General features: G+C 72.5%; 19 protein-coding genes and 1 tRNA gene. 9 read left to right on the forward strand and 11 right to left on the reverse strand.

Annotation, left to right across the window (positions count from 1 at the left end; all coding sequences use genetic code 11):
* Positions 1–762 (forward strand): precorrin-4 C(11)-methyltransferase, encoded by a 762-nt coding sequence (cobM, locus tag ACRWK7_RS02625; protein ID WP_431854613.1) that lies wholly within the window; start codon positions 1–3, stop codon positions 760–762.
* 2 nt (positions 763–764) lie between these two features.
* Here cobM and ACRWK7_RS02630 read toward each other — a convergent pair whose 3' ends face one another.
* On the reverse strand, positions 765–1481 hold the full coding sequence (locus ACRWK7_RS02630; RefSeq protein WP_431854614.1) for a cobalt-precorrin-6A reductase: 717 nt from the start codon (positions 1479–1481) through the stop codon (positions 765–767).
* Positions 1482–1484: 3 nt separating this feature from the next.
* Entirely contained in the window at positions 1485–2561 is a 1077-nt protein-coding gene (locus ACRWK7_RS02635) for a cobalt-precorrin-5B (C(1))-methyltransferase (protein WP_431854615.1), read from the reverse strand.
* 42 nt (positions 2562–2603) lie between these two features.
* Between ACRWK7_RS02635 and cobA the strand changes: the two genes are divergently transcribed.
* The 3 genes from cobA to ACRWK7_RS02650 all read left to right on the forward strand — a co-directional run bounded on the left by cobA (position 2604) and on the right by ACRWK7_RS02650 (position 5290).
* Complete coding sequence (gene cobA, locus ACRWK7_RS02640) at positions 2604–3404, forward strand: uroporphyrinogen-III C-methyltransferase (RefSeq protein WP_431854616.1); 801 nt, start codon at positions 2604–2606, stop codon at positions 3402–3404.
* A 100-nt stretch (positions 3405–3504) separates the two neighbouring features.
* Positions 3505–4806, forward strand: coding sequence for a cobyrinate a,c-diamide synthase (locus ACRWK7_RS02645; protein ID WP_431854617.1), 1302 nt, complete (start codon positions 3505–3507; stop codon positions 4804–4806).
* An 85-nt stretch (positions 4807–4891) separates the two neighbouring features.
* Complete coding sequence (locus ACRWK7_RS02650) at positions 4892–5290, forward strand: hypothetical protein (protein WP_431854618.1); 399 nt, start codon at positions 4892–4894, stop codon at positions 5288–5290.
* Here the strand turns inward: ACRWK7_RS02650 and ACRWK7_RS02655 are convergent.
* The 6 genes from ACRWK7_RS02655 to ACRWK7_RS02680 all read right to left on the reverse strand — a co-directional run bounded on the left by ACRWK7_RS02655 (position 5287) and on the right by ACRWK7_RS02680 (position 13335).
* Positions 5287–6444 carry a DUF3095 family protein gene (locus ACRWK7_RS02655; RefSeq protein WP_431854619.1) on the reverse strand — a complete coding sequence of 386 codons (1158 nt, stop codon included), beginning with the start codon at positions 6442–6444 and terminating at the stop codon, positions 5287–5289. The two genes, ACRWK7_RS02650 and ACRWK7_RS02655, sit on opposite strands and share 4 nt — an antisense overlap.
* A 145-nt stretch (positions 6445–6589) precedes the next feature.
* Complete coding sequence (gene cobO, locus ACRWK7_RS02660; protein ID WP_431854620.1) at positions 6590–7231, reverse strand: cob(I)yrinic acid a,c-diamide adenosyltransferase; 642 nt, start codon at positions 7229–7231, stop codon at positions 6590–6592.
* Positions 7228–11088, reverse strand: a complete 3861-nt coding sequence (cobN, locus tag ACRWK7_RS02665; protein ID WP_431854621.1) for a cobaltochelatase subunit CobN — start codon at positions 11086–11088, stop codon at positions 7228–7230. The genes cobO and cobN overlap by 4 nt, the downstream gene beginning before the upstream one ends.
* Positions 11089–11092: 4 nt before the next feature.
* A complete protein-coding gene (gene cobW / locus ACRWK7_RS02670) occupies positions 11093–12124 on the reverse strand; it encodes a cobalamin biosynthesis protein CobW (RefSeq protein WP_431854622.1) in 1032 nt (343 codons plus the stop codon).
* A gap of 65 nt (positions 12125–12189) precedes the next feature.
* On the reverse strand, positions 12190–13071 hold the full coding sequence (locus ACRWK7_RS02675; RefSeq protein WP_431854623.1) for a DMT family transporter: 882 nt from the start codon (positions 13069–13071) through the stop codon (positions 12190–12192).
* A 188-nt stretch (positions 13072–13259) separates the two neighbouring features.
* A tRNA-Ala gene (locus tag ACRWK7_RS02680) sits at positions 13260–13335 on the reverse strand.
* A gap of 181 nt (positions 13336–13516) precedes the next feature.
* Here ACRWK7_RS02680 and ACRWK7_RS02685 point away from each other — a divergent pair.
* From ACRWK7_RS02685 to ACRWK7_RS02700, 4 genes are read left to right on the forward strand one after another with little or no spacing between them, the layout of a single operon-like run.
* Positions 13517–13816, forward strand: coding sequence for a YggT family protein (locus tag ACRWK7_RS02685; RefSeq protein ID WP_431854624.1), 300 nt, complete (start codon positions 13517–13519; stop codon positions 13814–13816).
* The gene (locus ACRWK7_RS02690) at positions 13813–14127 is read left to right on the forward strand and encodes a DUF167 domain-containing protein (RefSeq protein ID WP_431854625.1); all 315 of its coding nucleotides are present in this window, start codon (positions 13813–13815) and stop codon (positions 14125–14127) included. Before ACRWK7_RS02685 ends, ACRWK7_RS02690 begins: the two co-directional genes overlap by 4 nt.
* A gap of 10 nt (positions 14128–14137) precedes the next feature.
* Positions 14138–15043 (forward strand): bifunctional methylenetetrahydrofolate dehydrogenase/methenyltetrahydrofolate cyclohydrolase FolD, encoded by a 906-nt coding sequence (folD, locus tag ACRWK7_RS02695; RefSeq protein WP_431854626.1) that lies wholly within the window; start codon positions 14138–14140, stop codon positions 15041–15043.
* Positions 15040–16029, forward strand: a complete 990-nt coding sequence (locus ACRWK7_RS02700) for a magnesium transporter CorA family protein (RefSeq protein WP_431854627.1) — start codon at positions 15040–15042, stop codon at positions 16027–16029. The genes folD and ACRWK7_RS02700 overlap by 4 nt, the downstream gene beginning before the upstream one ends.
* Positions 16030–16032: 3 nt before the next feature.
* Here ACRWK7_RS02700 and ACRWK7_RS02705 read toward each other — a convergent pair whose 3' ends face one another.
* Positions 16033–16941, reverse strand: a complete 909-nt coding sequence (locus ACRWK7_RS02705) for a DUF6976 family protein (RefSeq protein ID WP_431854628.1) — start codon at positions 16939–16941, stop codon at positions 16033–16035.
* A 143-nt stretch (positions 16942–17084) separates the two neighbouring features.
* On the opposite strand from ACRWK7_RS02705, the gene ACRWK7_RS02710 reads away from it, so the two are divergent.
* Positions 17085–18473: an ATP-binding protein gene (locus tag ACRWK7_RS02710; protein ID WP_431854629.1), complete on the forward strand. Its 1389-nt coding sequence runs from the start codon at positions 17085–17087 to the stop codon at positions 18471–18473.
* 78 nt (positions 18474–18551) lie between these two features.
* On the opposite strand, the gene ACRWK7_RS02715 is transcribed toward ACRWK7_RS02710, so the two are convergent.
* On the reverse strand, positions 18552–19910 hold the full coding sequence (locus ACRWK7_RS02715) for an ATP-binding protein (RefSeq protein ID WP_431854631.1): 1359 nt from the start codon (positions 19908–19910) through the stop codon (positions 18552–18554).
* Positions 19911–19918: 8 nt separating this feature from the next.
* Entirely contained in the window at positions 19919–20635 is a 717-nt protein-coding gene (locus ACRWK7_RS02720; protein WP_431854632.1) for a response regulator, read from the reverse strand.
* Between the last annotated feature and the right edge of the window lie 116 nt (positions 20636–20751).

Below are 20751 nucleotides of genomic sequence, written 5' to 3' on the forward strand. Positions count from 1 at the left end.
ATGACCGTCCATTTCATCGGCGCCGGTCCGGGGGCCGCCGACCTCATCACCGTGCGCGGACGCGACCTGATCGCGAAGTGCCCGGTCTGCCTGTACGCCGGCTCGCTGGTGCCGGAGGAGGTAGTGGGCTACGCGCCGCCGGGCGCCCGCGTGGTGGACACCGCGCCGCTGCACCTCGACGAGATCATCGCCGAGATCCAGGCCGCCCACGCCGAGGGCAAGGACGTGGCGCGCGTGCACTCCGGCGATCCGTCGATCTACGGCGCCATCGCCGAGCAGATGCGGCGCCTCGCCGACCTCGGCATCCCCTACGACGTGACGCCGGGGGTGCCGGCCTTCGCAGCCGCCGCGGCGGTGCTGGCGACCGAGCTGACGCTGCCCGAGGTCGCGCAGACCATCATCCTGACGCGCACCGCCATGAAGTCCTCGCCGATGCCGCCGGGCGAGGAGCTGTCAGCGCTGGGCGCCTCGCGGGCCACGCTGGCGATCCACCTGTCGGTGCGCAACCTCGACCACGTGGTCAGCGAGCTGTCGCCGCACTATGGCGCCGACTGTCCGGTGGCGGTGGTCTACCGCGCGACGTGGCCGGACCAGCGGGTGATCCGCGGCACGCTGTCCGACATTCGCGCCAAGGTTCGCGAGGCCAAGCTGACCCGCACCGCGCTGGTGCTGGTCGGCCGCGTGCTCGACGCGCACGGCTTCCGCGACAGCGCGCTGTACGACCCGCAGCACGTGCACGTGCTGCGGCCGGAGCGGAAGTAGCTTTATCCCAGCCTGCCGATCCACGCGACCGCGTCGGCCACCGCACCGACGCGGTCGCCATCCGGCAGCGCCGGACGCTCCACCAGCACCACCGGAATCTCCAGCCGCCGTGCGGCGGCCAGCTTGGCGTCGTCGCCGCCGCTGTTCTTGGCGACCAGCACGTCGATCCGATGCTCCGTCATCAGCGCCACCTCCTCGTCCTCCCGGAATGGGCCGCGCGCGGTGACGACCGCGCGGTGTGGGGGAAGGGGCGTGTCCGGCGGTTCGACGCTGCGGATCAGGAACCACGCGTCGGCGCGCCCGGCGAAGGGCGCCAGCTCCTGCCGGCCGATGGCGAGGAAGGCGCGGGCACCCGTGGGCACCGCGCCGGACGCGGCGGGAATGCTCGGGACCGTCGTCCAGCGGTCGCCGGATTGCGGCGCCCACGCCGGGCGCACCAGCATCAGGCGCGGCGTCGGGCGCAGCCGGGCGGCCACGGCGGCGTTGGCGGAGATCCGCGCGGCGAAGGGATGGGTGGCGTCGATCAGCGCGTCGATGGCTTCGGCGCCCAGGTACTCCGCCAAGCCCTGCGGCCCGCCGAAGCCGCCTATCCTTACTTGGCCGGGCAGGGTGGCAGGACTGCGGGTGCGGCCGGCCAGCGAGGTGACGACGTCTACGTCCGTCAGCGCGCGCGCCAGCGCCGCCGCCTCCGTGGTGCCGCCGAGGATCAGCACCCGCACGGCTCAGCCCGCCCGGCCGACGAGGTGCCCGGCACGGTCGACCACCAGCACCTCGACCTCCACCGGCGCGCCATCCAGCACGTCGAGGGCCGTCCGCCGCGCCGCCTCGGCGACCGTGTCGGCCAGGGGCAGGCCGGCGGCGTTGTCGAGCACCTGCTTGGCGGTGTTGGCGGTGCGCGCGGCGGCGACCTGAGCGGGATCCGCACCGCACCGCTCCAGCAGGTCCGCCAGCCGGTCCAGGTCCACCTGGCTGCGGCCGGAGTGCAGGTCCAAGGCACCCTGGCCGAGCTTCACCATCTTGGCGAAGCCGCCGGCGATGGTCAGCCTGGGCAGCGGGTGGCGCCGCAGGTACTTGAGCAGCCCGCCGGCGAAGTCGCCCATGTCGAGCAGCGCCGACTCGTCCAGCCCGTACAGCCGCCGCACCAGCGCCTCCGAGGTCGATCCGGTGCAGCCCGCCACGTGCGTCAGCCCCAACGCGCGGGAGACGTCCACCCCCCGCTGGATCGAGTGGATCCAGGCCGAGCAGGAGAACGGCACCACCACCCCCGTGGTGCCGAGGATCGACAGGCCGCCGACGATGCCCAGGCGCGGGTTCCAGGTCTTCTTCGCCAGCGCCTCGCCGTTCTCCACGGAGACCTCCACCACCACGTCGCCGCTGCCGCCGAAGGCGGCGGCCACCTCGGCGACCACCGCGCGCATCATCTCGCGCGGCACCGGGTTGATGGCGGGCTCGCCGGGCGGGATGGGCAGGCCGGGCTTGGTGACGGTGCCCACCCCCGGCCCCGCGCGGAAGATCACACCGGAGCCCGGTGCTCCGTGATACACGGTGGAGAGGACCAGCGCGCCGTGCGTCACGTCCGGGTCGTCGCCGGCGTCCTTGACGATCCCGGCGGTGGCGGCGTCGGTCGTGCGCGTGGCGTGGGCGAGCGGGAAGCCCGGCCGTTCGCCGCGCGGCAGGACGATGCCGACGGGATCGGGGAAGGCGCCGGTGAGCAGCGCCGTGTACGCCGCCTTGGTGGCGGCGGTGGCGCAGGCCCCGGTCGTCCAGCCGCGGCGCAACGGTCCTTCCGGTTTGTTCATGATCGGGTTATAGGCTCCGCACGGAGCGTTTGGGAGGGGTAAATGAGCGTTGCTGCGATGCCGGAGCTGAACCTGCCCACCTTTGAGCCGGGCACGGTGTGGCTGGTCGGCGCCGGGCCGGGCGACCCGGGCCTGCTGACTCTGCACGCGCTGAACGCGCTGCGGCAGGCCGACGTGGTGGTCTACGACGCGCTGGTCGGCCCCGGCATCCTCGAGATGGCGCGGCCGGGCGCGGAGCGGATCTTCGCCGGCAAGCGCGGCGGCAAGCCGTCCCCCAAGCAGCCGGACATCTCCCGCCAGCTGATCGAGCTGGCGCGCGCCGGGCACCGGGTGCTGCGCCTCAAGGGCGGCGATCCCTTCGTGTTCGGCCGCGGCGGCGAGGAAGCGCTGGAACTGGCCGACGCCGGCGTTCCGTTCCGCGTCATCCCAGGCATCTCGGCGGGTATCGGCGGGCTGGCCTACGCCGGCATCCCGATCACCAACCGCGAAAGCGGGCAGGCGGTGACCTTCGCCACCGGCCACTCCGCCACCGGCGACGTGCCGGACGCCTTCGACTGGGCGGCGCTGGCCCGCGGCACGCACGTGCTGGTGCTGTACATGGCCTTGAAGCACATCGGCACCATCGCGGCCCGCCTGATCGACGGCGGGCGCAGCCCGGACGAATCGGTTGCCGTGGTCGCCAACGCCACGCTGCCGGAGCAGCGCGTGCTGACCACCACGCTGGCGCGCGCCGCCGCCGACGTGGCGGCCAGCGGCATCGAGCCGCCGGCGATGATCGTCATCGGGCCGGTGGTCGACCTGCACGCGGTCCTGGGACAGGGCAAGGCGCAGCTGTCGTGGTGAGGGGGATTGCCCTCTCCCCATCCCTCCCCCGCTTCGCGGGAGAGGGGGCCGTGTTCCCTCCACCGCGCAGCGGGGGAGGGCTAGGGAGGGGGCTGGACGCATGACCCCCGGCCTCGTCATCGCCGCGCCCCATTCGGGCAGCGGCAAGACGGTGGTGACGCTGGGCCTGCTGCGCGCGCTGCGCTGGGCCGGGGTGGCGGTGGCCTCCTGCAAGGTCGGACCGGACTACATCGACCCGCGCTTTCATGCCGCGGCGAGCGGCTGGCCGTGCCGCAACCTCGACCCGTGGGCGATGCGTCCCGAGACGCTGGCGCGGCTGGCCGGACTGGACGCGGAGCTGCTGGTCGTCGAGGGCGTCATGGGCCTGTTCGACGGGGCGGCGGACGGCACCGGCTCGACCGCCGACCTTGCGGCGCTGGCCGGCTGGCCGGTGGTGCTGGTGATGGACGTGGCGCGGCAGGGGCAGTCGGCGGCGGCGGTGCTGCACGGCTTCAGCCGCTTCCGCGACGACGTGGCCGTGGCCGGCGTCATCCTCAACCGGGTGGGCAGCGACTCGCACGAGGCGATGATCCGCGCGGCGCTGGCGCCCTCGGGCGTGCCGGTGCTGGGGGCGGTGCGGCGCGACGCGGCGCTCGACCTGCCGAGCCGGCACCTCGGCCTCGTCCAGGCGGAGGAGCACGCCGACCTCGACGCCTTCCTCGACCGCGCCGCCGCGCTGCTGGGCGCGGCGGTGGACCTGGAGGCCTTGCGCGCCCTGGCGCGGCCGGCGGGCTTCGCGGTGCCGGGCGCGGGCTTCGCGCTGCCGCCGCTCGGGCAGCGGACCGCCGTGGCGGCGGACGCGGCGTTCGCCTTCGCCTACCCGCACCTGCTGGAGGACTGGCGGGCGCAGGGGGCGGAACTGCTGCCCTTCTCGCCGCTCGCCGACGAGGCGCCGGATCCCGCGGCGGACGCCGTCTACCTGCCCGGCGGCTATCCCGAGTTGCACGCCGGCCGGCTGGCCGGCAACCGCCGTTTCCTCGGCGGGCTGCGCGCCGCGGCGGCGCGCGGGGCGGCGGTGTATGGGGAGTGCGGCGGCTACATGGTCCTCGGCGAGGCGCTGGAGGACGCCGACGGCGTCGCCCATGCCATGGCCGGACTGCTGCCGGTGGTGACCTCGTTCGCGAAGCGCACGCTGCATCTCGGCTACCGGCGCGCGGCGACGCTGGCCGACTCGGCGCTCGGGCCGGCGGGGACGGCGTTGCGGGGGCACGAGTTCCACTACGCGCGGATCGTTTCGGCGGAGACCGGCGAGCCGCTGTTCCGGGTGTCCGACGCGCGGGGGACCGACCTCGGTGCGCTGGGCAGCCGGCGGGGGACGGTGTGCGGCTCCTTCCTGCATGTGGTCGACCGCGCCGGTTCGTGATTTTTGCGGTACCCTCGGATGAAAGCCTGATCCGCGCGCGTTTATGGAAGGTGCTCACCAGCATGACGGGCGAACGGAGGCGGCGATGAGGACGGGGCGGACGGTGGTCGTGGCGGCGGGCCTTGCGCTTCTGCTGGCCGGGTGCGTGACCGAGGGTGGCGCCTACCAGTCCTACGAATACGCGCCCTCGGGGTACGGCACCGCGCCGGGCTACGCGTCCCCCTATGGGTCTCCCTACGGCTGGGGCGGTTACGACCGCCGGCCGCCGCGCTATTCCTACGATTACGACGAGCCGCGGCGGATGAGCGGGCGCTCCATGGCGGCGCTGGCCGAGGGCTGCAAGCAGCGCTTCCACCCCGGCACCAACAAGTACGCCCAGTGCGTCAGCGGCAGCCGCAAGAGCGAGGACTCGCTGGTCGAGGGCTGCACCCGCCTCTACAAGAACGACCCGAAGGCCTACGGGCGCTGCCTGCAGGGCCGTTAGGCCGCCGGCTCCGCCGCGCGGGCGCGCATCGCCTTGAGCTGGACCGAGGCGCGCCAGAACCCCAGCTCGGCCCCATCGACGAAGTGCACGTGGCGGTCGGCGGCGAAGTCGCCGACGACACAGGTGATCGTGGTGGAGTCGGCGCGCGCCGTGCCATAGACGATCTCGCCGGCCTGGGCGTAGCGCTCCAGCAGCGCCTCCAGCGCCTGGGCCTCCTTCTCCGTTACGTCGAGGACGTAGCGCGGGCCGTTGGCCTCCTTGCGGTAGTCCGAGCGCTCGGCCAGCGCGGCGCGGTAGCGCGGCACGTTGAGCGCGCCGACGCGCAGCCCCGTCCGGTCGGCCAGCCACAGCAGCCCGGTGCCGGCGACGGCGCGGATCGCCCGCGACAGCCGGCGGCGCGGCGGTTCGGTGCGCAGTTCCAGCTTCAGGGACTCGGCGGACGGCAGCTTGGGGTGCAGCGTTTCGCCGGTGCCGAGCGGGGCGGCGGCGGCGGTGGGGACGACGCGCTCGATGTCGGCCTGCAGGCGGGCGACGGTCTCCAGCCCCCGCATGCCGGGGGCGACCGGGTCGGCGATGACGCAGAGGATGGTGCCGCGCCGCGCCGGAACCGGGCGCCAGCGGCAGGACAGGCCCTCCAGGCCGGGCAGCGGGCCGGGGCGTGGGGCGATCCGCCGCTTGGGATCGGCCTTCACCCAGGATTCGGCGGCGGCGACGCCGGATCCCAGGAAGTGGCCGAAGGCGTTGCCGGCGCCGAAATCCTGCACCGCCACCATGACGTCGAGACCGGCGGACAGCAGCTCGCGCACCGGCACGATGCCGACGCGCAGCGGCACGTCCATCTCGGTGCCCGACCAGTCGGCCAGCGCCGCCAGCGCGTCGGCCGCCACCGAGCGGAAACCGGGCGGCACCGCGGCCACCGCGCCGTCGCCGCCGAACTGGCAGGCTGGCTCGACGCCGGGCTGGCGCAGCACCTCGGTCAGCACGGCGATCACCGCGCCGGCCACGAAGTTCACCTCGCGATGCCGGCCCTCGGAGGCGAGCCGCGTGCTGCCGACCACGTCGGCGACGGCCAGCGACCAGTCCGGCCCGAGCGCCGTGTAGCACTCGGGCATGGTGGCCTCGCGGGCGAAGTCGCGGATGGTCGGCAGGTGCATGGGCGGTCCTTCCGCGGAGGCCCTTCCTTTCGTCATCCCCGCGAAGGCGGGGATCCATAAGTCTCAAGGCGAGCGGCTGTGGAACGTATGGATCCCTGCCTTCGCGGGGATGACGGCCAGAAAGGTTCCGGCTTGGAGGATCATATCAGAACTCGATGCCCGCCTGCGCCTTCACGCCGTCGCGGAACGGGTGCTTCACCATGGTCATCTCGGTGACGAGGTCCGCCACCTCGATCAACTCGTCGGCGGCGTTGCGGCCGGTGACGATGACGTGGGTGTCGGCGGGCTTGTTGCGCAGGTAGTCCACGACCTCCTCCAGGGGGAGATAGCCGTAGCGCAGCACGATGTTCAGCTCGTCCAGCAGCACCATGCGGATCTCCGGATCCTCGATCAGGCGCTTGGCGGCGTCCCAGGCGGCGCGGGCGGAGGCGATGTCGCGCTCGCGGTCCTGCGTCTCCCAGGTGAAGCCCTCGCCCAGGGCGTGGAACTCCACCTGGTCGGGGAAGCGCTCCAGCACCGTGCGCTCGCCGGTTGCCCACTTGCCCTTGACGAACTGCACCACGCCGACGCGCATCCCATGGCCCACCGCGCGCAGGACCATGCCGAAGGCGGCGGTGGACTTGCCCTTGCCCTTGCCGGTGTGGACGATCAGCAGCCCCTTCTCGATGGTCTTGCCGGCCAGCATGCGGTCGCGGGCCGCCTTCTTCTTGGCCATCTTCTCGGCGTGGCGGGCGTTGACGTCCTCTCCACCGGGCTCTCCGCCGTCCTCATGCGTCTCTTCGGTCATTCCTCTTCCCCTCCGTGTCCGCTGAGTTCTTTCAGCGTGATGTGGGCCGCGTTGGCGCGCGGGCGCCACAGGCCGCGGTCGAGCGCCTCCAGCAGGCGCTCGGCCATCTCCTTGAGCGCCGCCGGGTTGGCGTCTTCCATGAAGGCGCGCACCTCGTCGTCCATGACATAGGCGTCGAACACCGCGTCGAAATGATGGTCGCCGACGCAGCGCGCCGTGGCGGCGAAGGCGAACAGGTAGTCCACGGTGGCGGCCAGCTCGAAGGCGCCCTTGTAGCCGTGCCGCATGGCGCCGCGGATCCACTTCGGGTTCACCACGCGGGCGCGGACGACGCGGCCGATCTCCTCCTTCAGCGTGCGCACGCGCGGCGATTCGGGTCGCGAGTGGTCGTTATGGAAGATTTCCGGCTGCTGGCCGGACAGCACGCGCACCGCGGCGGTGATGCCGCCCTCGAACTGGTAGTAGTCGTCGCTGTCCAGCAGATCGTGCTCGCGGTTGTCCTGGTTGTGCAGGACGAGTTGGACGGCGGTGAGGCGCTCGGCGAACTGGGCGCGCGCCGGGACGCCGGCCGCGCCGGTGCCGTAGGCGTAGCCGCCCCAGGCGAGGTAGGCGTCGGCGAGATCCTGGTCGGTCCGCCAGCCGCGCTCGTCGATCAGCGCCTGTAGGCCGGCCCCGTAAGCGCCGGGCATCGAGCCGAAGACGCGGAAGCCGGCACGCCTGGCGGCCTCGTCGGGCGCGACGCCGGCCGCCTCCAGCCGGGCGCGGTCGGCGCGCACGCGGGCGGCGAGGGGGTTGACGTCCTCCGGCTCGTCGAGCGCGGCGACGGCGCGGGCGGCTTGGTCCACGAGGTCGATCTGCGCCGGGAAGGCGTCGCGGAAGAATCCCGACACGCGCAGCGTCACGTCCACCCGGGGACGGTCGAGCACGCCGGCGGGAAGGATCTCATAGCCGGTGACGCGGCCGGTGCCGGTGTCCCAGGTCGGCCGCACGCCCATCAGCGCCAGTGCCTGAGCGATGTCGTCGCCGCCGGTGCGCATGTTGGCGGTGCCCCAGGCGGACAGTGCCAGCGTGCGCGGCCAGTCGCCGTGCTCCTGCAGATAGCGCTCGACGACGCGCCCGGCCGAGGCCCAGCCAAGCTGCCACGCCGCCGGGGTCGGCACCGCACGGGTGTCCACGGAGTAGAAGTTGCGCCCGGTTGGCAGCACCTCCGGCCGGCCGCGCGATGGCGCGCCGGACGGGCCGGGCGGCACGAAGCGGCCAGCAAGGCCGCGCAGCAGCCCGTCGGTCTCGGCAGGACCGCAGGCCTCGACGGTGGGCGCCAGCTTCCCGGCGATCCAGTCGAGCACCGCGCGGGTGCGCGTCCAGGCCGGGTTGCAGGGCCGCTCGCCGGCCACCAGCGCCAGAGCCAGGACTTCCAGCCGCTCCACCGTGTCGCCGGCCGTGCGCCAGGGATCCTTACCTGCGAGGGCGTCGGGCCGCGGGTCGGTCCACGGGGCGGCCATGTCGGTGTCGAGCGGGTCGAAGCCGTCCAGGTCCAGGTCGGCCGCCAGCGCGCGGATCAGCGAGGCGTCCTTGCCCTCGCCCTTGCCGCGCGGCAGGCGGGCGAGCGCCACCAGCAGCGAGTCGCGTTGTTCCCCGTCGGGGGACAGGCCGAAGACATGCAGGCCGTCGCGGATCTGCAGTTCCTTCAACTCGCAGAGATGGCGGTCGAGCTTGGACAGCGCGGTCGGCGGGTCGTCGTCCGGCGCCACGCCGCAGTCGGCGGCGATGCCCGTGGTCGCCGACAGGTCGAGGATGCGGGAGCGCAGCTCCGGCAGGCGGCGCGGGTCGAGGGAGGCCGCCTCGTAATACTCATCCACCAGCATCTCGAGTTCCCGCAGCGGGCCGTAGCTCTCGGCACGGGTCAGCGGCGGAGTGAGGTGGTCGATGATGACGGCGCAGGCGCGGCGCTTCGCCTGCGTGCCCTCGCCGGGGTCATTGACGATGAACGGGTAGAGGTGCGGCACGGGGCCGAGGGCGACCTCCGGGAAGCAGGATTCGGACAGCGCCAGTGCCTTGCCGGGCAGCCATTCGAGGTTGCCGTGCTTGCCGAAATGGACGACGGCGTGGGCGCCGAATCGCAGGCGCAGCCACGCGTAGAACGCCAAGTACGCATGCGGCGGCACCAGCGCCGGGTCGTGGTAGCTGCCCGCCGGGTCGAGGTTGTAGCCGCGCGCCGGCTGGATGGCGACGGCGACGTTGCCGAAGCGGAGCGCGGGGAGGCGGAAGGCTGGAGACGTCTCCGCAGAGGTCCTCCACCCTAACCCTTCCCCACTGCGCGGCGGAGGGGATGGCGGCGGAGTTCCCTCCCCCGTCGAAGATGGGGGAGGGGTAGGGTGGGGGACCTCTGCGGCAACGAACGGGTCGGCTTCGGGCTCCCCCCAGCGATCAACAACGGCGCTGCGAACCCATTCCGGAAGCGTATCGAACCAGCGTCGGTAATCCGCGACGCTCAGCGTTTCGCGCACCACGCGCCCATCCAGCGCGCTCACGTCGTTGGTGACGCCCGCCTGCATCGCGGCCATCAGCGCGGCCGAGTCGTCCGGCGCGCCGGCTACCCGGTATCCCGCCGCGGCCATGGCCTTCAGCGCCTCGACCACCCCGGCCGGGGTGTCCAGCCCGACGCCGTTCGCCAAGCGGCCGTCCCGGTTCGGGTAGTTCGCCAGCACGATGCCAATGCGCCGCTCCGCCGCCGGAGTCCGCCGCAGCCGCGCCCAGCCCGCCGCCAGCCGTGCGGTGAACGCCACGCGGTCCGGCACCGGGCGGTAGTCGAGGATCCAACTCTGCGTCGGCTCATGCCGGCGGGCTTCCGCCTTGAAGCTGACGGCGCGGGCGAGGATGCGGCCGTCCACCTCGGGCAACGCCACGTTCATGGCGATGTCGCGCGCCGACAGGCCGGCGGTGCCGTCCCGCCATGCGGCCTCGGAGCCGCCGGAGAACACCACCTGCAGGATCGGGCAGTCCGACTCGTCGAACGGCGTCGCCGACCGCGCCGCGCCCGGCTGCGACACCGCGAACGACGTGGCGTTGAGGATCACGTCCGGCCCGGCGGCGCCCAGCAGCTCGGCGACCACCGCCGCGGCGGCGCCTTCCTTCAGGCTGGTGGTGTAGACCGGCAGCGGGTTCAGCCCCTCGGCTTTCAGCGCGTCGATCAGCGAATCGATGACCGCGAGGTTCGCCGCCTGCACCAGCGCCCGGTAGAACAGGATGGCCGCCACTGGCGCACCGTCCGTCCAATGCGCGCGCACCTCGTCCAGCCCCGGTCGGGTCGCGCCCGGCCAGTACAGGCCGGCGCGCAGCAAGGGCATCGGCTCGCGCCACTCCGAGTCGCCGCCGATCAGCGCGGAGGCGTAGCGCAGCAGCTCCACCGCGTTGTCGATGCCGCCATGCACGCCGTACTGCCACAGGCGATGCGCCGCCTCGGCCGGCACGGTGCAGCGGCGGGCCAGCTCCGGGTCCGGCTGGTCGTCGCCGGGCAGCACCGCGAGGGGGATGGCGTGGCGGCGGCAGGTCTCCGCGATCTGCTCGACGCCGTAAGGCCAGTAGCGCTCGCCGCCGAGCAGGCGCATCAACACCAGTTTCGCCTTCGAAACGGTGCTCTCCGCGTAGACGTCCACCGACAGGTTGTGGCCGAGCTGGAGGATGTTGGCGAGCCGAAGGCTCGGTTCCGACTCGCCCAGCCGGTCGCGTGCCGCCGCCAGACAGGCCAGCTCGGTGTCGGCGGCCGTCAGGTAGACGATGTCGCCCGGCGACTGGCCGAGGTCGACGGCCTCGCCGCCGTCGCCCAGGCTGCCGGGCTGCGCGGCCAGGAGGTGCATGGCGTCAGCCGGCGAGCGCGGCGGAAATCGCCTCGCGGTCCAGGCCGCGCTGGCCGATCACCACCAAGCGGCTCTGGCGCGCCTCGCCGGGCTTCCACGGGCGGTCGTAGTAGCCCTGGATGCGGTCGCCGACGCCCTGGATGACGTGGCGCATCGCCTTGCCGGCCACGTCCAGGAAGCCCTTGACGCGCAGGATGTCGTGCGCCGCGGCGGTGGCGCGGATGCGCGCCTCGACCTCGGCCGGGTCGGCGACGGTGGCGAGCGGCACGACGAAGCTCTCGAACTCGTCGTGGTCGTGGTCGTCGCCCTCCTCCTCGTGGTGCGAGCGGCGCGAGTCGAGGTCGTCCTCGGCCGCTGCGCCCAGGCCCAGCAGCACGGCAGGATCGACGCCGCCCTGGGTGGAGGTGACGGTCTTGACCAGCGGGCGCAGGTGGCCGGCCACCTCGTCGCGGACGCGGGCCATGGTGGCGGCGTCGACGCGGTCGGCCTTGTTCAGCACCACCATGTCGGCGCAGAGGATCTGCTCCTCGAACAGCTCCTCCAGCGGGCTTTCGTGGTCGAGCGTCGGGTCGGCGGCGCGCTGGGCGGCCAGCGCATCCGTATCGGAAGCGAAACGACCGGCCGCCACGGCCTCGGCGTCGATCACGGCGATGACGCCGTCGACGGTGACGCGGGTGCGCACCTCGGGCCAGCCGAACGCCTTCACCAGCGGCTTCGGCAGGGCGAGGCCCGAGGTCTCGATGACGATGTGGTCGGGCGGCTCGGGCCGCGCGAGGAGCGCGGTGATGCTGGGCAGGAAGTCGTCGGCGACGGTGCAGCAGATGCAGCCGTTGGTCAGCTCGACGATGTCGTCCTCCGTGCAGCCCTCGACGCCGCAGCCGGCCAGCAGTTCGCGGTCGACGCCGAGATCGCCGAACTCGTTGATCACCAGCGCCAGCCGGCGGCCACCGGCGTTCGCCAGCAGGTGGCGGATCAGGCTGGTCTTCCCGGCCCCGAGGAAGCCCGTGATGATGGTGGCGGGGATCTTGCGGCTCACGGCGGCGGCTCCGATAGCGTCCGAGTGCGTTGGACGGTCTTTATAAAGAGCCCGGAGCCACCGCGCTACCGGTTCACGATCAGCATCACCCCGGCCACCGCCAGCGCCGCACCGATCCAGGCGCCGGGGCGCGGTGCTTGGCGGGTCAGCGCCCACAGCATGGGCAGGATCAGCACCGGGCTGGTGGCGGACAGCGTCGCCGCAACCCCGGCGTCGCCGTACTTCAGCCCGATCATCAGCAGCGTCATGCCGAGTCCCAGGCCGATGAAGCCGTTGGCGGCGATCAGCGCGACGATGCGCGGCGTCAGCCCCGCGAACACCCCCGCCCGCCCGCCGGGCAGCAGGGCGCCGAGCCACAGCAGCAGGCCGGACATGCCGACGCGCACCGCCGCCCCGGCGACCGGGTCGGCGCCCGCGGCCAGCGCCGGCTTGGCGAGGATCGAGCCGCCGGCTTGGCACAGCGCGGCGATGAGGCAGACGCCGACCCCGGCCAGCAGCGGCCCGCGCACGGATTCCAGGTCGTGCGAACCGCCGCGCAGCGCCACCGCCAGCATGACGCCGACCGTCACCAGCCCGATTCCCATGAGCGTCAGCGGCGCCAGGGCCTCGCCCAGCAGCAGCCAGCCGAGCAGCGCGGTGATCGGCGCGTTGGTGGCGTAGATCACCACGTTCCGCCTGGGGCCCAGCCGGCCGAGCGCCCAGAACAGCGCGGTGTCGCCCAGGAAGATGCCGATCGCGCCGGACAGCGCCAGCCATGCCACCGCCGATGCGTCCAACGTCGCCCAGCCGCCGGTCAGCGTCGCGGCGATGCTGAGCATCGCGAAGACGATGACCATGCGGATGCGGTTGAAGGCGACCGAGCCGATGGCGCGCACGGGCGCGATGGCGATCAGGCCGCCCGCCGACCAGCAGAGCGCGGCGCCGAGGGCTGCGAGGTTGGCGAGCATGGGGGCTGGAGTCCTGTTTTTTTGCCGTCATCCCCGCGAAGGCGGGGATCCATACGGTCCACAGCCGCTCGCTTTGGGAATTATGGATCCCCGCCTTCGCGGGAATGGCGAGAGAGAAGGCGGAAAGGCAGGCATGAAAAAAGCCGCCAGCGGCGGCTTCATTCAGGTTCCCCCTGGGAGGGGGAGATTGGTGGAGCCGAGGAGGATCGAACTCCCGACCTACGCATTGCGAACGCGTCGCTCTCCCAGCTGAGCTACGGCCCCACGCACCGTCTCCGGTGTGGGCGGGATATAGGGCGGGCGGCATGCCGGTGTCAAGCCCTCAATCGCATCCCATATACGGACACGAAAACAGGGTAGCGCCACCCCGTCCGCGCGGCTCTTGCCACGCCCAGGGTCCCGGATTAGGGTGCGCGCGGACCGCGATCCCGGAGGCCCCATCCTTATGCAGCCACTCGTCGTGACGCTGTTCGAACTCGTCTACATCGTGCTGGACCTCTTCAAGTGGGTCCTGCTGATTTCCGTGATCCTGAGCTGGCTGATCGCCTTCAGCGTCATCAACACCCGCAACCGCTTCGTCTATATGATCAGCGACTTCACCTATCGGGTGACCGAGCCGGTGCTGCGGCCGATTCGCGGCATCCTGCCGAATCTCGGTGGCATCGACCTCTCGCCGATCGTCGCGCTGCTGCTGGTGTGGTTCCTGCAGAGCCTCATCGTCCGCTACGGGATGTACGCTTTTTGACGGCCGGGCCTTTCGAGCCGACCGCCGACGGCGTCCGGGTCGCGTTGCGGGTAACGCCCAAGGCGTCGCGCAACGCGGTGACCGGGCTGGCCGACACCGCGGACGGAGGCAAGGCGCTGAAGGTGGCGGTGACCGCCGTGCCGGAGGACGGCAAGGCGAACGAGGCCGTCATAAAGCTGCTCGCGAAGCTGTGGCATGTACCGAAGAGCAGCATCGCCGTGGTCGCCGGCCACACCGACCGCAACAAGATCCTGCACGTGGCCGGGGATCCGGCCGATCTGATGCGCCGGCTGGCGGCCGGCGCGGACTAGGAGGTTTCCCATGGCTGAGGCGAAGATCATCGACGGCAAGGCCTTCGCGGCCGGGCTGCGCACCCGCGTGGCGCAGGGCGTGGCCGACCTGAAGAAGAGCCACGGGATCACCCCCGGCCTGGCCGTGGTGCTGGTGGGCGAGGACCCGGCCAGCCAGGTCTACGTCCGCTCCAAGGAGAAGGCGCTGGTCGAGTTGGGGATGAACTCCTTCGACCACCACCACCCCGAGGACATGAGCGAGGAGGACCTGCTGGTCCTCCTCGCCAAGCTCAACGCCGACCCGGCGGTGCACGGCATCCTGGTGCAGCTGCCGCTGCCCCGGCACATGGACACCACCAAGGTGCTGGCCGCCATCGCGCCGGAGAAGGACGCCGACGGCTTCCATGTGGTCAACGCCGGCTTGCTGGCCACAGGCCAGAAGGGCGCCATCGTGCCCTGCACGCCGTTGGGCAGCCTGCTGCTGATCCGCGACACGCTGGGCAGCGACCTCCGGGGCAAGCGGGCGCTGGTGCTCGGCCGCTCGAACATCGTCGGCAAGCCGATGGCGCAGTTGCTGCTGCAGCAGGACTGCACGGTGACGGTGGCGCACTCGCGCACGGCGGACCTGCCTGGCGAGTGCCGGCGCGCCGACATCCTGGTGGCCGCCGTCGGCCGGCCGGAGATGGTGCGCGGCGACTGGATCAAGCCGGGCGCCTGCGTCATCGACGTCGGCATCAACCGGGTTCCGGGCGCCGAGCCGGGCAAGACGCGGCTGGTCGGCGACGTGGCGTTCGGCGAGGCCAAGCTGGTGGCCGGCTCCATCACCCCGGTGCCGGGCGGCGTCGGGCCGATGACCATCGCCTGCCTGATGCTCAACACGCTGACGGCCGCCTGCCGCGCCGCCGGCGCCGCCGTGCCGGCCGAGGCGCTGGCATGATCACGGTCCACGCCCGGGTGTCGGGACGCGTCGTCGAGCAGCCGCTCGCCGTCGGCGACCCGCTGCCGCCGGGCACCGTGTGGATCGACCTGCTGCGCCCGGACGAGACGGAGCGCGCCCACGTCGGCAGCCTCACGGGCTGCGACCTGCCGACGCGCGAGGAGATGAAGGAGATCGAGGCCTCCAGCCAGCTCTACACCGAGGGCGAGGCCATCTACCTGACCACGCCCGTGATCGCCCGGGCCGACACCCCGCACCCGGAGGCGGGCGAGTTGACCTTCGTGCTGACGCCGCGGCACCTGATCCTGGTGCGATTCATGGAGCCGCGCTCGGTCGCCACCTTCGCGGCGCGCACCGGCCGTCAGCCGGAACTGCTGGCGAGCGCCGAGGACGCGCTCCTGGGCATGCTCGACGCCGTGGTGGACCGGGTGGCCGACGTGCTGGAGCTGATCGGCGCCCGCATCGACAGCCTGTCCACCCGCGTCTTCACCGATTCGCTGGAGCCGGGTGGGCTGGGCCGCAAGAAGAAGCCGGACGAATTGCAGGATGTGCTGCGCGGCATCGGCCGGGCCGGCGACCTGACGCACAAGGTGCGCGACAGCCTGGCCGGCCTCGATCGGCTGGTGGCGTTCCTGACCTCGGTCACCGCCGGGCGCCTGAGCAAGGAGCAGAAGGCGGCGTTGAAGACGCTGACGCGCGACCTGCGCTCGCTGAACGAGCACGCGGGGTTCCTGGCGCACGAGGCGAATTTCCTGCTCGACGCCACGCTGGGCCTCATCAACATCGAGCAGAACGCCATCATCAAGATCTTCTCGGTGGTGGCGGTGGCCTTCCTGCCGCCGACGCTGATCGCCTCGGCCTACGGCATGAACTTCCAGCACATGCCCGAACTGCGCTGGGAGTACGGCTACCCCATGGCCATCGTCATGATGGTGCTCTCGGGCGTGCTGCCGCTCTGGTACTTCAAGCGGCGCGGCTGGCTGTAGCCCTCACCCCGTCTCGTCGATCGTCAGGTACGCCAGCGTCTGGTTGTGCACCACGTAGGCGATCTCGCCGTATCCCAGCAGGCCGGCGACCAGCGGCGGGTTGCGCACGCAGCCGCAGGCGAAGGCCGGACGCACGCCGGCGGGCAGGGCCGGCTCGGCTCCAGGCGGCAGCGGGGCGGCGAAGCGGTAGCGCAGGTGGGCGAAAACCGGCGCGCAGAACCGCACCTCCCCGGCGTCCTCGTCCACGGCGCGGACAGACACGTTGACCGGTGTGCCGAAGCAGTCGGCGACCAGCGGCCGGTCCTGGCCGATGCTGCGCTCGCGCATGTGGGCGGCGAGGTTCACCGGCTCCCCCCCGATCCGACAGTGGCGAGCCGAGAAGCCGGACGCGCCGAACACCAGCTCGTCGCCGTCGCCGGGCCGGTAGGGGTTGACGACGTGGGCGCGCGGCGTCAGGCGCGGCGGCAGCCACACGTGCGCCGCCACCGCCACTTGGTCGGATACGGTGCCGGTCACGCCGTCGAACACCTTGGGCGTGCGCGCGCCGTGCTCCGCCGCGATCCAGCCGACCAGCGGGCGGTCGAACAGCCCTTCCACCCGGAACACCCCCTCGGCGTAGGCGGCGTGCGGCGGCGAGAAGCCGGGGATGGCCAGGATGGTGAAGCCGTTCTCCGGCGCCGCCGCACCGATGCCGGTCAGTGCCTGTTCGTCGTAGGAGCGGATGGCGACGGCGGTCGCAGCCTCCGGCAGTTCGGTGACCACCAGCCATCCGTCCGGAGCGGGCGCGGTGCCGCCGATCCAGCGGCCGCGCGGAAGGCCGGCCAGAAGGGCCTCCTCCCCGGCGATGACCAGCGGCCGGCCCGCGGCGATGCGTGCCGCCACGGCGTCCGGCCGCATGAGCGTGTGCGGCACCCGCGAACTCCCTGTGGACCTGCGAATCATTGAGGCAAGGCCATCCACGCCGCGCAAGGGGACGCACAGGGCATCCGACTATTGACCGAGGGGCGGCGGCCCTGGCATCTAGGATCATTCCATTGATCTTGTTTTGGCGGCGCATGCTGACCCTCGCTGACAGCGCCATTCTCGACCGGCTCGCCCTCGACAATCCGTGGTGGCGCGGCGGCGCTCCGGATCCGGATGTGGCGGGCTTGCCGAAGCGCGCCTTCTTCGATGGTTTCCTGCGCCGGCTGGAGCGGACCGGGCCGGAGCGGCCGCTGCTGATGGTCGGCCCGCGGCGGGTCGGCAAGACGGTGCTGGTCCGGCAGGCCATCGCCCGCCTGATCGAGGACGGCACGCCGCCACGCGGCCTGCTCTACGCCGACCTGACCGCGCCGGCGGCGCACGGCGTCCCGCTGGAGCGGCTGGCCCGCGGCCTGCGGGCGGTGGCCGGGCTGGACGGAGCGGGCGTGCTGGTGCTCGATGGGGTCCACAACGTGCGCGGCTGGGAGGCGGAGGTCGCCGCCCTGGCGACGGCGCAGCCGGACTTGCGGGTGGTGGCGGTGGCGTCGGGGGCGGCGCAGCGGGTCGCCGGCGCCTTCGTGCTGCCGCCGCTGACCTTCGCCGAGTACCTGCGCCTGACCGGTGCTGAGCGCGATCTCGTCGAGCCGATGGTGTTCGGCAAGGGGCCGCCCATGTACGTGGTGCGCGACATGGCGGCGCTGAACGAGCGCTTCGCCCACTACATCAACGGCGGCGGTTTCCCGGAGGTGGTGCTGCTGCGGCCGGGCCGGGACGCCGCCCGCCTGCTGCGCGGCGAGGTGTTGGGGGCGCTGCTGCACCAGGACCTGCCGGGGCTGGCCGGCATCGCCGGCACGGCGGAGTTGAACGCGCTGTTCACCCTGCTGGCCCGCAACACCGGCCGCGAGGTGTCCATCGAGGCCATAGCCGAGCGCGCCGCCCTCGCCAAGAACACGGTGCGTCGGCATCTCGACTACCTGGAGGCCAGCCACCTGATCCTGCGCATGGGGCGCGTCCACCCGGCGGGCGACCGCTTCCAGCGCATGCGCACCTTTAAGGTCCACCTCACCGCGCCGTGTCTCTACGCCGCGCTGTTCGGCCCGGTGGCGCCGGACGATCCAACCTTCGCGGCGCTGACCGAGAGCGCCATCGTCGGTCAATGGTTGACCTCGGCCGAGCGCGCCCGGCTGGCCTACGCCCGCCTGCCGGAGGGGCCGGTGGATCTGGTGGCGCTCGACGCCATCACCGACCGTCCGGCCTGGGCCTGCGTACTGTCTGGAAGCGACGCAGCGGTGGGGGATGGATCTAGGATCAATGGAATGATCCAATTCGCGAAGCGCAACGCACCGCTGCGCTGGGTGGGCTCGACGACGCGGACGGTGGCGTCGCTGAAGGCGCACGATGGGGTGGAGGTCTGGCACCGGCCGGCAAGCCAGTACTGCTATGAAGTGGGGCGGCGGGCCATTGAGGATGTGGCTGAAAAGTAGGATCAAATAAATAATCTAAATTTCTCGTCGTCCTTGTGAAGGTGGGGATGGCGGATATGTGAAGCCCAGATGCGGCTTCTACCTTGGCAGCGTCACCGTCGCCCGCAGGCCGCCTTCCTTCCGGTTCGCCAGGGTGATGTCGCCGCCGTGGCCGCGGACGATGGTGCGGGCGGTGGAAAGGCCGAGACCGACGCCGCCGGTGTCCTTGTTGCGCGAGGGGTCGAGCCGGTAGAAGGGCGCGAAGACCTTCTCGCGCTGGTCCTCCGGGATGCCGGGGCCGTCGTCGTCGATCTCCACGCGGACCTGCCCCTCCTCCTCCGCCAAGCGCACGCGGCAGCCGCCGCCGTAGGCGATGGCGTTGTCCATCAGGTTGGCGAAGGCGCGCCGCAGCGCCACCGAGCGGGCGTCCACCACGCTGTGCACCGGCCCCTGGTAGCCAGCTTGGTGGCCGGCGTCGATGCGGTCCTCGCACAGGCTCTGCAGCAGGTCGGCGAGGTCGAGGGGGCCGCGCGGCTCGCGCTGGGCGTCGTCGCGGGCGAAGGCGAGGGTGGCGGTGATCATCGCCTCCATCTCGTCCAGGTCGGCCAGCATCTTGCGCTGCATCTCCGGGTCGTCCACCAGCTCGGCCCGCAGGCGCAGGCGGGTCAGCGGGGTGCGCAGGTCATGGCTGATGGCGGCCAGCATCTGCGTGCGGTCGGCGACGAAGCGGCGCAGCCGCTCCTGCATGCGGTTGAAGGCGCGGGTGGCGGCGCGCAGCTCGCGCGGGCCGGCCTCGGGCAGCGGCTCGGCCTCGCCGTCCACGCCCAGGCGCTCGGCGGCCCCGGCGAAGCGGGCCAGCGGCGCCGTCACCCGGCGCGCCGCCCAGACCGACAGCAGCGCGATGACGCCGACGATGCCGGCCATCCACAGCGCGAAGCGCAGCAGGCGGAACGGCCCCTCCAGCGGCTCGCCCGAGGCGAAGGCCAGCCAGGAGCCGTCGGTGAGCCCGACGTAGAGGCGCATGTCGTGCGTCCAGCGCGGCTCGTCCGGTGGCCCCATGGGCAGCGGCGGGCCGGAGGGCGGGCCGCGGTGGCGGACCTCCAGCAGCACCTCGCGCTTCGGGTCGCCCAGCTCGCTGCGCAGGCGGCGTTGCAGGAAATTGCGCGGTGCGCCCTCGCGGGCGGGCTGCAGGGCGGGGCGCTCCGTCTGCCACGTGACGCGCAGGACGGGGTCGTCGATGGCGCGCACCACGCGCGGCCGGTCCTGGGCGGGCGTGGCGTCCACCAGCTGGACGATGGCGGTGACGCGCTCGACCAGCACGCGCGGGCTGTGCACCGGCGGTCCCTCCGGCCGGTCGAGCAGGTAGAGCAGCGCGCTGACCAACTGGGTCAGGATCAGCGCGACGACGATGGTCAGCGCCGTGCGGGCGGCGATGCTGTCGGGCAGGAAGCGGCGCATGGGTGTCCTCAGCCGCCGGTCGTGACCGCGGGGGTGAACAGGTAGCCGCCGCCGCGCACGGTCTTGATCAGCGTCGGCTCGGCCGGGTCGGGCTCGATCTTGCGGCGCAGGCGGCTGACCTGCACGTCGATGGAGCGGTCGAAGGGCACCGCGGCGCGCCCGCGCGCCAGATCGAGCAGCTGGTCGCGGGTCAGCACGCGCTGCGGGTGCTCGACGAAGGCGACGAGCAGGTCGTACTCGCCGGCGGAGAGCTGCACCAGCACGCCGTCGGCGGAGCGCAGCTCGCGCTTGGTGAGGTCGAGGCTCCAGCCCTCGAAGCGCAGCGCGGTGGCGCCCTCTCCCACAGTCTGCGGTGCGCCGGCCCGGCGCAGCACCGCCTTGATGCGGGCCAGAAGCTCGCGCGGGCTGAACGGCTTGGCGAGATAGTCGTCGGCGCCCATCTCCAGTCCGACGATGCGGTCGGTCTCCTCGCCCATGGCGGTCAGCATGATGATCGGCGTCGCCGAGGTGGCGCGCAGGCGGCGGCACAGGCTCAGCCCGTCCTCGCCCGGCAGCATGAGGTCGAGGACGATGAGATCGACGCGGGACGCCTCCAGCGCCTTCATCATCTCCGCCCCGTCGCGCACGGCGGTGACGCGGTAGCCGTGCTTCGTCAGGAACTGGGCGACGAGGGTGCGGATGTCGCGGTCGTCGTCGACGACCAGGAGGTGGGGCATGCGGTCCATGGGCGGCATTGTCCGCCGGGGCGGGCCGGCGGTTAAGAGGAAAAGTGTTACGGAAGGTTACGGGCCCGGCGGCTGTTACACAGCGTTACCAAACAGGCCCCCGGCGGACATCAAGC

This window comes from Azospirillum sp., from assembly GCF_050789165.1.

Bases quoted from the DNA above. Each gene is read 5' to 3' on its own strand.
- ACRWK7_RS02675 (WP_431854623.1), bottom strand. From the start codon at position 13,071: ATGCTCGCCAACCTCGCAGCCCTCGGCGCCGCGCTCTGCTGGTCGGCG.
- ACRWK7_RS02645 (WP_431854617.1), top strand. From the start codon at position 3,505: ATGACCCCCGGCCTCGTCATCGCCGCGCCCCATTCGGGCAGCGGCAAG.
- ACRWK7_RS02710 (WP_431854629.1), top strand. From the start codon at position 17,085: ATGCTGACCCTCGCTGACAGCGCCATTCTCGACCGGCTCGCCCTCGAC.
- ACRWK7_RS02655 (WP_431854619.1), bottom strand. From the start codon at position 6,444: ATGCACCTGCCGACCATCCGCGACTTCGCCCGCGAGGCCACCATGCCC.
- cobN (WP_431854621.1), bottom strand. From the start codon at position 11,088: ATGCACCTCCTGGCCGCGCAGCCCGGCAGCCTGGGCGACGGCGGCGAG.
- ACRWK7_RS02635 (WP_431854615.1), bottom strand. From the start codon at position 2,561: ATGAACAAACCGGAAGGACCGTTGCGCCGCGGCTGGACGACCGGGGCC.
- ACRWK7_RS02700 (WP_431854627.1), top strand. From the start codon at position 15,040: ATGATCACGGTCCACGCCCGGGTGTCGGGACGCGTCGTCGAGCAGCCG.
- cobM (WP_431854613.1), top strand. From the start codon at position 1: ATGACCGTCCATTTCATCGGCGCCGGTCCGGGGGCCGCCGACCTCATC.
- cobA (WP_431854616.1), top strand. From the start codon at position 2,604: ATGAGCGTTGCTGCGATGCCGGAGCTGAACCTGCCCACCTTTGAGCCG.
- ACRWK7_RS02715 (WP_431854631.1), bottom strand. From the start codon at position 19,910: ATGCGCCGCTTCCTGCCCGACAGCATCGCCGCCCGCACGGCGCTGACC.
- ACRWK7_RS02650 (WP_431854618.1), top strand. From the start codon at position 4,892: ATGAGGACGGGGCGGACGGTGGTCGTGGCGGCGGGCCTTGCGCTTCTG.
- cobO (WP_431854620.1), bottom strand. From the start codon at position 7,231: ATGACCGAAGAGACGCATGAGGACGGCGGAGAGCCCGGTGGAGAGGAC.
- ACRWK7_RS02685 (WP_431854624.1), top strand. From the start codon at position 13,517: ATGCAGCCACTCGTCGTGACGCTGTTCGAACTCGTCTACATCGTGCTG.
- folD (WP_431854626.1), top strand. From the start codon at position 14,138: ATGGCTGAGGCGAAGATCATCGACGGCAAGGCCTTCGCGGCCGGGCTG.
- ACRWK7_RS02720 (WP_431854632.1), bottom strand. From the start codon at position 20,635: ATGGACCGCATGCCCCACCTCCTGGTCGTCGACGACGACCGCGACATC.